Here is a 12,738-nt window from a genome sequence, read left to right as displayed (position 1 = left end):
GCTTCCGGTGATCGGAGGCGGCCTTTGACGTCGGTGGTGCTGGTCGGGGCGACAGGATTTGAACCTGCGACTTCTTGCTCCCAAAGCAAGCGCGCTACCAAGCTGCGCCACGCCCCGTCTCGCCATTTGCGCGAGCGCTCCGAGACTCCGGTACGCTTACGCCCTGACGACCGGATGAAGTCTAGACCAGATCAACGCCGGGCGCGCGCGGACGTAGCTCAATGGTAGAGCCCCAGTCTTCCAAACTGGCTACGCGGGTTCGATTCCCGTCGTCCGCTCTCACTCCGAAAGGCCAGGTCACCCCGCATGGGGTGCCTGGCCTTCGTGATCTCAGAAGATCTTCGGCGAAACCGGAACGGTTCACCGGGTGCTTCGGGCCGGGATTGGGCGATCATGACCGGATGGACACCCGTTTCCTCGCCATCGCCGAGCTGGAAGAAGCCCAGTCCGCGGCGGTGGTGGTCGACGTCATGCGTGCCTTCACCGTGGCTGCCTGGGCCTTCGCCCAGGGAGCGGAAAAGATCGTCCTCGCTGGGTCGCTGGACGAAGCCCTGGCGCTCAAGGCTCGCCACCCGGACTGGGTGGCGCTCAAAGACGGTCCGCCGGCGGCCGGGTTCGACGCCGTCAACTCGCCGGGCCTGCTGCGGTCTGTCGACCTCTCTGACCGCGAGAGGCCAGGTCACCTCCATGGGTGCCTGGCCTTCGCGTCTTGTGCGCTGTTTCGCATCAGGTGTCGCCCTTGGCGTCACCAGGGGCTGTCGAGGGCCAGCGTGGCGAGGTGGCGGGCGATGCCTGCGGTGTCGGTGTCCTGGACGTTGCTGAGCACGACCACTTCGATGTCGTCGTCGGGCAGGTACATGTTGCTCGCCGTGTAGCCCTGGAAGAGACCCGGATGGTACCGGAGCCGGTGCCCCTGGAGCCGGTCGACGAGCCAGCCGAAGGCGTACGCGCTCGACGGCAGGTTGAGGCAGCCGGTGGGGGGGCACGGCGCCTGTGGCGTGAACGCCTGCTTGACGGTGGCGGGTGGCGCGACCCGGTACGAGCCGAACGCCCGGTCCCAGCAGGCGATGTCGTCGATGGTGGAGTAGATGCCGGTCGCAGCGAACAGTTCGGAGCCGTTGAGGAGCGGGGCGGGTGATCCGAGCGTGTAGTAACCCTTCGCGTACCCGTCGGGCGGATATCCCCTGCTGTAACCGGTGTGCCGGAGGTTAAGGGGGCCGGTGATCAGCTTGTGCAGTACGACGCCGTAGGGCTCGTGCGTCACCGCCTGGATGATCGCGCCGGCCAGGACGTAACCGGAGTTGCTGTACTTCCAGCTGGTGCCGGGCTTGAAGTCCAGCGGGAGGTCCACGATCTGCTGGATGAGTCGCCGGGTCGTGGTCGGTCGCGTGATGTTGGCAAGGTAGCTGGGCAGCTTCTCGATGTTGGGGATGCCCGTGGTGTGGTTGAGCGCCTCGCGGATCGTGATGGGCCGCCACGCTGTCGGGCAGGCCTCGATGTATGCCGGGACGAGATACGGGCAGACCCGGTCGTCCAGCCTGAGCAGCCCGCGGTCGCGCAGCTTCAGCACGAGCATCGAGGTGAACTGCTTGGTGATCGACATGACCCGGTAGACCGTGTCCGGCCGGTTGGGGATGTGCCGTTTCTCGTCGGCCTCGCCGGCGGCGAAACGCGCCAGCACCTCGCCGCGCCTTACCACCAGCGCCGAGCCGGTGAACTGCTTTCTCGCGGCCAGGTCCCGCAGATACGCCAGCATCGCCGCGCTGGTGGCGTCATCTCGCGGCGCGGGCGAGGTGGCCAGGGGGTCCGACTTCTGAATCGGTTGGTCCGTGGGCTCGCTGACCGGTACGCCCGAATTCTGATCCGGCTGGTTCACGGCGTCCGACAAGCCGTACTGATCGCTGAAGGAATTCGAGATAGCGTCCGAGTTCTGCCAGTTGTACGGCATGGCCCGCGAATCCGTCCCGCCCTTCTGTGCCGGTGTGACGGCGAGCGTGATGTCGCGGAGCAACTGCTGGCGCTGGCGCTGGCGTTCGTGCTCCCACTGGCGTTGCCTGTCGTGCTGCCGGACGTGATTGCGCTCGTGTGCTCCGCCATGGTCGCGTACGCCGGGGTGCGGGCCGGTCCCGACGGCGCCCGCGGCGATGGCGGGAGTGCCCAGGGGCGCGGCCCCGGCGGTCAGCGCGGAGAGGATCGCAAGGAATCCGACCACATTAGGACACTTAAGCATTTTCTCCCCCAGAAAAGGTGTCAATGTCCCGGAATTCCGACATGTCGCTGAATAGAGCGATTCTCGTCGAGAATGCCTGACGGGCCATTTCCCTGGGGGCTTGTTCTCCTTCCGGCGGCGTCACAAACGGCGGCCGGCGCGGTTTTCCCTCCACATATGAATTTGTTTTGCCGGAGTTGTTTTGTCAGAGCCGCCCGGCGCCGCCGGGATTTCGGTGCAGCCAGCGCAGCGCCGCGTCGAGGCAGTCCTCGGGGCTGGTGTTGAAGGCGATGGCGGCGTCGGGCAGATGTCGCCGCACCAGATTGATCAGTTTCTCGAAGAACTCGAGTAGCGGCTCGTGCCCGCGGATGCCGCCCCCGATCACCACGACGGCGTAGTCGTCGCGGCGCAGCGCCTCCACGATCACCGCTTCGGTGTCGTCGTCGATTGCCACCAGGCACCAGTCGGCCTCGATGCCGCTGTCGGCGAAACGGGCCCGGCCACGCGCCAGTGCGGTCTGGATCGGTTCCGGGTCCCAGCCCTCGAGCTTCGCGGGATCGAGACCGATCACCAGTACCCGTGCCACTGTCACGCCTCCTCGCAGAGGATGAACGGTCAGTCGCCGGCCCGGAAGAGGGCCCAGACGGCCTTGCCGCCGTCGTCGAGGGCGTCCCAGCCCCAGGCCTGGCTGTAGGTCTCCACAATGTAGAGGCCGCGGCCGTGCTCGGAGACGAAGTCGGGCTGCACGGGAGCGGGAGCCTTGTCACTCGGGTCGGAGACCGCGAGCAGGACGTGGGGCGCGAGGAGGAGGAGCGTCAGCGTTATCGGGTGGCCGGTGGTCCGCCGCGCCGGATACAGCGCGTAACGAACGGCGTTCGTGACCAGTTCGCTCACGACCAGCGCCGCGTCGTCGCCCAGCTCCGGCAGCCCCCACCGCTGCAGGGTCGTCCTCGTGACGTCGCGCGCGGTCTTGACCGAATCGGCTTGCGGGGCAAGGGGGCACATCGCCGTATCGGACGCGCACACCGCCCTCCGGAACCAGCCGAATCCCACGTCGCGGGTCAGCTGGCCGACGGATTTGGGCTCGTCCGACATGGTTGCCCGTACCTCCCGCTGGCCTGGATCGAAGGCTGGTGCATATTTGGCCCAATATGCACCTAGACATGATGGAACACCCCGTCCCACTGCTGCAAGACCCAAATGCACGTGCAGTCGCCACGTGCAAACGCACACGCCAAACGTTCCCACCGTGAGAGACACGTAGATCAGACCTTGTCATCGAGGCCCGAAGTGGTGACACTGTGTGGGCTGGGGGTGTCGTGCGGGTCGTCCCTTGGCGGCACACAGAGCCGAGGTGAGAGGGAGGCGCCGTGATACAGATCCAGGCTGGATCGGGTCCGACGGCACTCCGCATCCTGCTCGGCTCCCAGCTCCGCAAGCTTCGCGAGAGCAAGGGAATCACCCGTGACCAGGCCGGCCGCTGCATCCGGGCGTCCGAGTCGAAGATCAGCCGGATGGAGCTGGGCCGGGTCGGTTTCAAGGAGCGTGACGTCACCGACCTTCTCGTCCTGTACGGCGTGGAGGACGACGAGACGCGCGGCGTCGTCATGAACCTGGTGGACCAGGCAAACGAGCCCGGCTGGTGGCACCGCTTCAACGACCTGCTGCCGACCTGGTTCCAGGCGTACGTGGGCCTGGAGGAGGCGGCCGAGCGCATCCGCACCTACGAGGTGCAGTTCGTCCCAGGGCTGCTGCAGACCAAGGAATACGCGCGTGCCGTGATCACGGCGGGCGCGGTCGGGGCGGCGCCGGAGGAGATCGCCCGGCGGGTGGACCTGCGCCTGGAGCGTCAGTGCATCCTCGACGGCGGCAACGCGCCGACGTTCTGGGCGGTGATCGACGAGGCCGCGCTGCGCCGCCCGATCGGCGGCTCCGAGGTCATGCGCGGCCAGGTCCAGCACCTCATCGACCTGATGAACCAGCCCAACATCACGATCCAGGTGATTCCGTTCAGCTTCGGCGGACACGCCGCGGAGGGCGGCGCTTTCAGCATCCTGCGGTTCTCCGATCAGGACCTGCCCGACATCGTGTACGTCGAGCAGCTCGCGAGCGCTCTCTACCTGGACAAACGGGAAGAAGTCGACCGTTATACCGGGGTCATGGAGCGCCTCTGCGCGGTCAGCACGACCCCCGCCGAGACGGTGGACCTGCTGCGGCAGATCATGACCGAGCTCTGAGCAGTCGCTCCAGCCCCTCATCTGCTCTAGACTGCCCTTGGCGTTGGACACCCGCCACAGTCGAGCATGCCCGGACAGGTCGCGTGCAGGCGGAGAGGGAGGTCCCTGCGCCCCTCACGTGGGCGCGGCGCGCGTTACTGTGCCGCGGTTGCCGTGCACGACGTGCCCGCGATCACCAGCTGCTGGACCAAGGAGATCACCCCGTGAAGACCGCTGTCGAGGAGCTCAGCCCTACTCGGGTCAAGCTCACCGTCGAGGTGCCGTTCAAGGAGCTCGAGCCGAGCCTGCAGGCCGCCTACAAGAAGGTCGCGCAGCAGGTGCGCGTGCCCGGCTTCCGTCCTGGCAAGGTGCCGGCCCGGATCATCGAGCAGCGCTTCGGCCGCGCGGTGGTTCTTGAGGAGACCCTGAACGACGCGCTGCCCAAGCTGTACGGCCAGGCCGTCGACGAGACCGAGGTCTTTCCGGTGAGCCAGCCGGAGATCGAGGTCACCAAGATCGAGGATGGTGAGCAGGTCGAGTTCACCGCCGAGGTGGACGTCCGTCCCGCCTTCGACATCCCCGGCTACGAGGGCGCCGAGATCGTGGTCGACCCGGCCGAGGTGAGCGACGAGGACGTCGACGCCCAGCTGGACGGCCTGCGCCAGCGCTTCGCCACCCTGACCGGGGTGGACCGCCCGGCCCAGAACGGCGACTACGTCGTGATGGACCTGCGTGCAGAGATCGACGGCCGCAACCTGGAGGAGCAGCAGGCCGCCGACGTGTCGTACGAGGTCGGCGCCGGCTCGGTCCTCCAGGGCCTGGACGACGCGCTTCAGGGCATGGCGGCCGGCGAGGACAAGACCTTCCGCACCACGCTGGTCGGTGGTGAGAACGCCGGCGAGGAGGCCGACGTGATCATCACGGTCAAGTCGGTGAAGGAGAAGGTGCTGCCCGAGCCGGACGACGAGTTCGCGCAGCTCGCCAGCGAGTTCGACACGCTCGACGAGCTGAAGGACAGCATCCGCGAGCAGGCCCGCCGCAACAAGCTCGTCGACCAGGTCGTGCAGAGCCGCGAGAAGGCCCTCGACGCGCTGCTCGACAGGATCGGGATCCCGCTGCCGGAGAGCGCGCTCACCGCCGAGATCGACGCGCGCAAGCACAACCTGGAGCACCAGATCTCCGAGAGTGGGCTGAGCCGCGAGGCGTACCTCCGTCTCCAGCAGACCACCGAGGAGGAGCTGTTCGCCGAGTACGAGGCGAACGCCGCCAAGGCCCTCAAGTCCGGCTTCGTGCTCGACAAGATCGTCAAGGCTGAGGACATCGGCGTCAGCGAGCAGGAGCTCACCGACTTCGTGGTCCGCCGCGCCATGCAGATGGGTGTCGCGCCGAACACGCTGGCTCAGCACCTCGCCGACAACAACCAGCTTCCGCTGGCGATGATGGAGATCGTGCGGGAGAAGGCCAAGACCCTCATCGGCGACGCGGCCAAGGTGACCGACACTGCCGGCAACGGGGTGGACCTCAAGGCCATCTACGCCGAGCTCAACCCCGAGCAGGAGGCCGTGGGCGTGGACGAGGCGCAGGAGCCCGCCGACGCTCCGGCCGCCGGCGAGGCCGGGGAGAGCTGAGTTCCTCCGGCCACACCGTTCCGTCGGCCGCACCGGCCGGGACATTCCTCCGGCCTCACGGCCGGGACAACGCCGAAACCCTCGTCGTGCCCGCGGGTGCGACGAGGGTTTCCGGCTATATTCGCGGCAAATCCCTTTAGATATTTCCGGGTCGGCGTGCCGTCGAGCGGCCGTACGAGACCGGGCGCCCCGGCGGTCCGGCGCGCCCGTCGTCGCGCTGTCAGGCGCGTCGAGCGCGGAGAACGCGGGCGGGGGCCGATCGGGGCTCGATCACTCGCCGACCGAGAGCGGGGCATGCGCCGTCAGCGAACAGTACGGCGCGAGGGCATGACCTGTCTGCGCCGCGCGTTAAGGTCACAAGCAAAGCCAATCGTTTACGACGCATCGGAAGGTGACGCTGTGACCAGCCCGCCGACCTTCTTCCCGACCGGTGGTTCCGGCTTCGAGGCCCGGAGCCCGGAGGGTGGCCCCTCCCGCCTCGAGGACCAGCTCTACCAGCGCCTGCTGCGCGAGCGCATCGTGGTGCTCGGCACCCAGGTGAACGACGAGGTGGCCAACCGGCTGTGCGCTGAGCTCCTGCTCCTCGCCGCCGATGACCCCGACCGCGACATCTGGATGTACATCAACTCCCCCGGCGGTTCCGTGACCGCGGGCATGGCGATTTACGACATGATGGAGTATGTGCCGAACAACGTGTGCACCGTCGCCATGGGCCTGGCCGCCTCGATGGGGCAGTTCCTGCTCTGCGCGGGTGCCCGCGGCAAGCGGTACGCGCTCCCACACGCCCGCATCATGATGCACCAGCCCTCGGGCGGCATCGGGGGAACCGCGGCCGACATCGCTATCCAGGCCGAGCAGATGCTCTATGTGAAGAAGACGCTCGCGGAGCGGATCGCCTCTCACACCGGGCAGCCGCTCGACCAGATCGAGCGCGACTCCGACCGGGACCGCTGGTTCACGGCCGAGGAGGCCAAGGACTACGGCTTCATCGACCACGTGGTGCGCAGCGCCCGCCAGGTGCCCTCCGAGGGCGCCGTCTCGTGACTGGAGCTTCCGAGATGAGTGAGCTGATCCGGCCGGGTGACATCAACGGCCGCTACGTTCTTCCCTCCTTCGTCGAGCGCACGTCGTACGGCGTCAAGGAGATGAACCCCTACAACAAGCTGTTCGAGGACCGCATCATCTTCCTCGGAGTCCAGATCGACGACGCCTCGGCGAACGACGTGATGGCGCAGCTGCTCACGCTGGAGTCGCTGGACCCGGACCGCGACATCAGCATGTACATCAACTCGCCCGGTGGCTCGTTCACCGCGATGACGGCGATCTACGACACCATGCAGTTCGTCCGGCCCGAGATCCAGACGGTCTGCCTGGGGCAGGCGGCCTCGGCCGCCGCGATCCTGCTGGCCGGCGGCACGCCGGGCAAGCGGTTCGCGCTGCCGAACGCCCGGGTCCTGATCCACCAGCCCTACACCGAGGGCGGCGGTCAGGGCAGCGACATCGAGATCCAGGCTCGCGAGATCCTGCGTATGAGGTCGCTGCTCGAGGATCTCGTGGCCAAGCACTCGGGCAAGTCGCCCGACGAGGTCCGCAGGGACATCGAGCGCGACAAGATCCTCAGCGCCGAGGAGGCGAAGGCGTACGGTCTGGTGGACGACATCATTCCGTCGCGGAAGAAGCGTGCGGCGGCGGTCGCCGCTTCCTGAGGGAGTTGCCGCACCGGAACAGTGCCCAATTGGGCACGTTCCGGTGCGACTCACCGCTAGGGGGCTCACTGAGGGCCCGAGAGACGGTAACGTCGAAACCTGAGCGGGATGACGTTTTCGCACCGGATCACCATCGGTTGCGGACGGAAGCGACCGCGGCGGCAGGGGCGGTCCCACGCAAAGGAGTATCTGGGGTGGCACGCATCGGCGACGGGGGAGACCTGCTGAAGTGCTCGTTCTGCGGCAAGAGCCAGAAGCAGGTCAAGAAGCTCATCGCCGGACCAGGCGTCTACATCTGCGATGAGTGCATCGATCTCTGCAACGAGATCATCGAGGAGGAGCTCTCGGAGTCCTCCGAGCTCAAGTGGGACAACCTCCCCAAGCCACGTGAGATCTACGAGTTCCTCGACGCGTACGTCATCGGCCAGGACAAGGCCAAGAAGGCGCTGTCGGTCGCGGTCTACAACCACTACAAGCGCGTCCAGTCCGGGGAGCGGGGCCGCGACGACGGCCTGGAGCTGGCCAAGTCGAACATCCTGCTGCTCGGTCCCACCGGGTCGGGCAAGACCCTGCTGGCGCAGACCCTCGCCAAGATGCTCAACGTGCCGTTCGCGATCGCGGACGCCACCGCGCTGACCGAGGCGGGTTACGTCGGTGAGGACGTGGAGAACATCCTCCTCAAGCTCATCCAGGCCGCCGACTACGACGTCAAGAAGGCCGAGACCGGGATCATCTACATCGACGAGGTCGACAAGATAGCCCGCAAGAGCGAGAACCCGTCGATCACCCGGGACGTGTCGGGCGAGGGCGTGCAGCAGGCCCTGCTGAAGATCCTGGAAGGAACCACCGCCAGCGTGCCGCCGCAGGGCGGCCGCAAGCATCCCCACCAGGAGTTCATCCAGATCGACACCACGAACGTGCTGTTCATCTGTGGCGGCGCGTTCGCCGGGCTGGAGAAGATCATCGAGTCGCGGGTCGGCCGGAAGGGCATCGGCTTCAACGCGATCATCCACTCCAAGGAGGAGATGGACTCGTCGGACATCTTCTCCGACGTCATGCCGGAGGACCTGCTGAAGTTCGGCATGATCCCCGAGTTCGTCGGCCGGCTGCCCGTGATCACGTCGGTGCACAACCTCGACCGGACCGCGCTGATCCAGATCCTCACCGAGCCGCGGAACGCGCTCGTCAAGCAGTACCGGCGCCTGCTGGAGCTGGACAACGTCGAGCTCGAGTTCACCGACGACGCGCTGGAGGCGATCGCCGACCAGGCCATCCTGCGCGGCACCGGCGCCCGCGGCCTGCGCGCCATCCTGGAGGAGGTCCTCCAGTCGGTGATGTACGAGGTCCCCTCGCGGCAGGACGTGGCCCGCGTCGTCATCACCCGCGAGGCAGTGCTGGAGCACGTGAACCCGACCCTCGTGCCGCGCGACCAGCTGCAGGCCAAGCAGCAGCGCACGCCGCGGGAGAAGTCGGCCTGACCCCCGGCCGCCGCCGGCCATCGTCCACAGGGGTGTGCGGCGACGGCGCGGGAGGCGTCCGGACGTCCCTAGAATTGGGCAGCGTGACTACGTCTGAGCTGCCCACCCAGTACGCCCCCGCCGAAGTCGAGACCCGGAGCTACGAGCGCTGGGTATCGGCGGGCTACTTCACGGCCGACCCTGGCAGTGGGCGTGAGCCGTACACCATCGTGCTTCCCCCGCCGAACGTCACCGGGTCGCTGCACGTGGGTCACGCGCTCGACCACTCGGTCCAGGACGCGCTGACCCGGCGGGCACGCATGCTGGGCATGGAGACGCTGTGGCTCCCCGGCATGGACCACGCCGGAATCGCTACGCAGAACGTCGTGGAGCGAGAGATCGCCAAGGAGGGCCTGTCCCGCCACGACTTCGGCCGCGAGGCGTTCGTCGAGCGCGTCTGGCAGTGGAAGGAGGAGTCCGGCGGGCGGATCCTCGGCCAGATGACGAAACTCGGCGACGGCGTCGACTGGTCCCGCGAGCGGTTCACGATGGACGAGGGGCTCTCCCGCGCCGTCCAGACGATCTTCAAGAAGCTGTTCGACGACGGGCTCATCTATCGCGCCGAGCGGATCATCAACTGGTGCCCGCGCTGCCTCACCGCGCTGTCGGACATCGAGGTCGAGCACAGCGACGACGACGGCGAGCTCGTCTCCATCCGGTACGGCTCCGGTGACGAGGAGATCGTCGTCGCCACCACCCGGGCGGAGACCATGCTCGGCGACACCGCGGTGGCCGTTCACCCCGCCGACGAGCGATACGCGCATCTCATCGGCAAGCACGTCGAGGTCCCGCTGACCGGCCGGCGCATCCCGATCGTCGCCGACGAGCACGTGGACCCCGCCTTCGGCACCGGTGCGGTCAAGGTCACCCCGGCCCACGACCCGAACGACTTCGAGATCGGCCGCCGCCACTCGCTGGAGTCGCTCGTCGTCATGGACGAGCGCGGCGTCATCACCGCCCACGGGCCGTTCCAGGGCCTCGACCGGTTCGAGGCGCGGCCCGCCGTGGTCGCCGCGCTGCGTGAGCAGGGCCGGATCGTGGCCGAGAAGCGGCCGTACGTCCACTCGGTGGGCCACTGCTCCCGCTGCAAGACCGTGGTCGAGCCGCGGTTGTCGCTGCAGTGGTTCGTCAACGTCACGCCGCTTGCCAAGGCCGCCGGCGACGCGGTGCGCGACGGCCGCACCCGCATCCACCCGCCGGAGCTGGCCAAGCGCTACTTCGACTGGGTCGACGACATGCACGACTGGTGCATCTCGCGGCAGCTGTGGTGGGGTCACCGCATCCCGGTCTGGTACGGCCCGGACGGCGACATGGTCTGCGTGGGGCCCGACGAGGAGCCGCCTGCCGGTTACGAGCAGGACCAGGACGTCCTGGACACGTGGTTCTCCTCCGGCCTGTGGCCATTCTCCACGCTCGGCTGGCCCGACGAGACGCCGGAGCTGGCCCGCTTCTACCCGACGACCGTGCTCGTCACCGGCTACGACATCCTCTTCTTCTGGGTCGCCCGGATGATGATGTTCGGGCTGTACGCGATGGACGGCCGGCCGCCGTTCCGCACGGTGGCGCTGCACGGCATGGTGCGCGACCAGTTCGGCAAGAAGATGTCGAAGTCGTTTGGCAACGTGGTCGACCCGCTCGACTGGATCGAGCGCTACGGCGCGGACGCCACGCGGTTCACCCTGCTGCGCGGCGCGAACCCCGGCTCCGATGTGGCGATCAGCGAGGACTGGGCGGGCGGCTCGCGCAACTTCTGCAACAAGATCTGGAACGCCACCCGCTTCGCCCTGATGAACGGCGCCGTCTCCGAGGGCCTGCCCGGCGACCTCACCCCGGCGGACCGCTGGATCCTGTCACGGTTGCAGCAGGTCGTCACGACCATCGACGCGGCCTTCGAGGACTTCGAGTTCGCCAAGGTCTCCGACGCCCTCTACCACTTCGCCTGGGACGAGGTCTTCGACTGGTACGTCGAACTGGCCAAGGTCCAGTTCGCCGAGGGCGGGGTGGTCGCCGAGAACACCAAGCGGGTGCTCGGCCATGTCCTCGACGCGCTGCTCCGGCTGCTCCACCCGCTGGTGCCCTTCGTGACGGAGGAGCTGTGGCGGGCGCTGACCGGGGGGGAGTCCATCGTGGTCGCCCCCTGGCCCGCCGTCTCGCCCGAGTCGCTCGACCCCGCCGCCGAGCGAGAGATCGTCGCGTTGCAGAACCTGGTGACCGAGGTGCGCCGGTTCCGCTCCGACCAGGGCCTGAAGCCCGGCCAGCGGGTGGCCGCACGGCTCTCCCTGCCGGGCACGGCTCTCGCCGCCCACGAGGGCGCGATCCGTGTCCTGCTGCGCCTGGACGAACCGTCGGAGACGTTCACCCCCACGGCCCGTCTCACCGTCGGCACGGTCCTCGTGGAGATCGATACGGCCGGCGCCATCGACGTCGCCGCGGAGCGTAAGCGCCTTGAGAAGGACCTCGCCGCGGCACGGAAGGAGCAGGCTCAGGTCACCGGGAAGCTGGGCAACGAGCAGTTCATGGCGAAGGCGCCCGAGGACGTGGTGGCCAAGGTGCGCCGGCGTGCGGAGCAGGCCGCGGAGGACATCTCCCGCCTGGAGGCCCAGCTCGCCGCGCTGCAGGGATAGTTGCGCCAGCTGAGGTTTGGGAGCGCCAGAGACAGGGCAAGACTATGAAGTTGCGCAAGTTGTGCTCGGCATACCCTGACGGGTGCTAGTCTTTGTGCACGCGCAGGGAGTCGGCGAGTCGGAATACCCGAAAGGGGTCCGGCTGTCAGGCTCTCTGCACTCCCTTCCTCTCACCCGATCTCGGGTCACCTCGTCGCGATTCGACGGGATGTCGCGGATCAGGTAAGTTCGAGGGGTTGCCCCGGAGACGGGGTGGCCGGAATTCTCGGCCGGAAATCGAAATTCAATGCAAATCGCCTCGATTTGACACGAATAACGAGACCGGACAGAATAAAGGCACAACGGAAAACGCCCCGGAGTTCGGGACCTGGTTCAAGGGTCTTGGGTGATGGTGGTCGCGTCCGTTTCTTGAGAACTCAACAGTGTGCTAAAAGCCAGTGCATGAATCATGCATGACCCCGTCACCGTTGTTGGTGGCGGATTCCTTTGACGGTGCCCTTTCCTTAGCCGGGGGGTGCCGGCCATGGGTTCTCTTTTCAGACATTGTTTGGAGAGTTTGATCCTGGCTCAGGACGAACGCTGGCGGCGTGCTTAACACATGCAAGTCGAGCGGAAAGGCCCTTCGGGGTACTCGAGCGGCGAACGGGTGAGTAACACGTGAGTAACCTGCCCCTGACTCTGGGATAAGCCTGGGAAACTGGGTCTAATACCGGATACGACCATTTCTCGCATGTGATGGTGGTGGAAAGTTTTTTCGGTTGGGGATGGGCTCGCGGCCTATCAGCTTGTTGGTGGGGTGATGGCCTACCAAGGCGACGACGGGTAGCCGGCCTGAGAG

9 protein-coding genes, 2 tRNA genes, 1 rRNA gene and 1 pseudogene (1 of these 13 cut by a window edge) are annotated in these 12,738 nt (G+C 67.1%); 9 read left to right on the top strand and 4 right to left on the bottom strand.

The window, feature by feature from the left end; translation table 11 throughout:
* Positions 1 to 40 precede the first annotated feature (40 nt).
* Positions 41 to 117, bottom strand: a tRNA-Pro gene (locus OG344_RS00075).
* A gap of 90 nt (positions 118 to 207) precedes the next feature.
* On the opposite strand from OG344_RS00075, the gene OG344_RS00070 reads away from it, so the two are divergent.
* A tRNA-Gly gene (locus OG344_RS00070) sits at positions 208 to 278 on the top strand.
* A gap of 123 nt (positions 279 to 401) precedes the next feature.
* Positions 402 to 647 (top strand): annotated as a pseudogene (locus OG344_RS00065) (2-phosphosulfolactate phosphatase); the annotation flags it as partial.
* A gap of 98 nt (positions 648 to 745) precedes the next feature.
* Here the strand turns inward: OG344_RS00065 and OG344_RS00060 are convergent.
* The 3 genes from OG344_RS00060 to OG344_RS00050 form a co-directional block, all read right to left on the bottom strand.
* Positions 746 to 2,212: a serine hydrolase domain-containing protein gene (locus tag OG344_RS00060; RefSeq protein ID WP_405086422.1), complete on the bottom strand. Its 1,467-nt coding sequence runs from the start codon at positions 2,210 to 2,212 to the stop codon at positions 746 to 748.
* 202 nt (positions 2,213 to 2,414) lie between these two features.
* Positions 2,415 to 2,795: a hypothetical protein gene (locus OG344_RS00055; RefSeq protein WP_405086421.1), complete on the bottom strand. Its 381-nt coding sequence runs from the start codon at positions 2,793 to 2,795 to the stop codon at positions 2,415 to 2,417.
* A 29-nt stretch (positions 2,796 to 2,824) separates the two neighbouring features.
* A complete protein-coding gene (locus OG344_RS00050; protein WP_405086420.1) occupies positions 2,825 to 3,304 on the bottom strand; it encodes an ATP-binding protein in 480 nt (159 codons plus the stop codon).
* Positions 3,305 to 3,579: 275 nt separating this feature from the next.
* Between OG344_RS00050 and OG344_RS00045 the strand changes: the two genes are divergently transcribed.
* The 7 genes from OG344_RS00045 to OG344_RS00015 all read left to right on the top strand — a co-directional run.
* A complete protein-coding gene (locus tag OG344_RS00045; RefSeq protein WP_405086419.1) occupies positions 3,580 to 4,446 on the top strand; it encodes a helix-turn-helix domain-containing protein in 867 nt (288 codons plus the stop codon).
* Between the two features lie 203 nt (positions 4,447 to 4,649).
* Positions 4,650 to 6,053 (top strand): trigger factor, encoded by a 1,404-nt coding sequence (tig, locus tag OG344_RS00040; RefSeq protein WP_405086418.1) that lies wholly within the window; start codon positions 4,650 to 4,652, stop codon positions 6,051 to 6,053.
* Between the two features lie 399 nt (positions 6,054 to 6,452).
* Positions 6,453 to 7,097 carry a ClpP family protease gene (locus OG344_RS00035; RefSeq protein ID WP_405086417.1) on the top strand — a complete coding sequence of 215 codons (645 nt, stop codon included), beginning with the start codon at positions 6,453 to 6,455 and terminating at the stop codon, positions 7,095 to 7,097.
* A gap of 14 nt (positions 7,098 to 7,111) precedes the next feature.
* Positions 7,112 to 7,759: an ATP-dependent Clp protease proteolytic subunit gene (locus tag OG344_RS00030; RefSeq protein ID WP_117410256.1), complete on the top strand. Its 648-nt coding sequence runs from the start codon at positions 7,112 to 7,114 to the stop codon at positions 7,757 to 7,759.
* A gap of 194 nt (positions 7,760 to 7,953) precedes the next feature.
* Positions 7,954 to 9,237, top strand: coding sequence for an ATP-dependent Clp protease ATP-binding subunit ClpX (gene clpX, locus OG344_RS00025; RefSeq protein ID WP_327047092.1), 1,284 nt, complete (start codon positions 7,954 to 7,956; stop codon positions 9,235 to 9,237).
* 74 nt (positions 9,238 to 9,311) lie between these two features.
* Complete coding sequence (locus OG344_RS00020; RefSeq protein WP_405086416.1) at positions 9,312 to 11,900, top strand: valine--tRNA ligase; 2,589 nt, start codon at positions 9,312 to 9,314, stop codon at positions 11,898 to 11,900.
* 544 nt (positions 11,901 to 12,444) lie between these two features.
* Positions 12,445 to 12,738: ribosomal RNA gene (locus tag OG344_RS00015) — 16S ribosomal RNA — on the top strand (it continues 1,227 nt past the right edge of the window).

Origin of the sequence: Microbispora sp. NBC_01389 (genome assembly GCF_045040095.1) — a bacterium.
GTDB lineage: Bacteria > Actinomycetota > Actinomycetes > Streptosporangiales > Streptosporangiaceae > Microbispora.
This window is presented reverse-complemented; position numbering and strand designations above follow the sequence as displayed.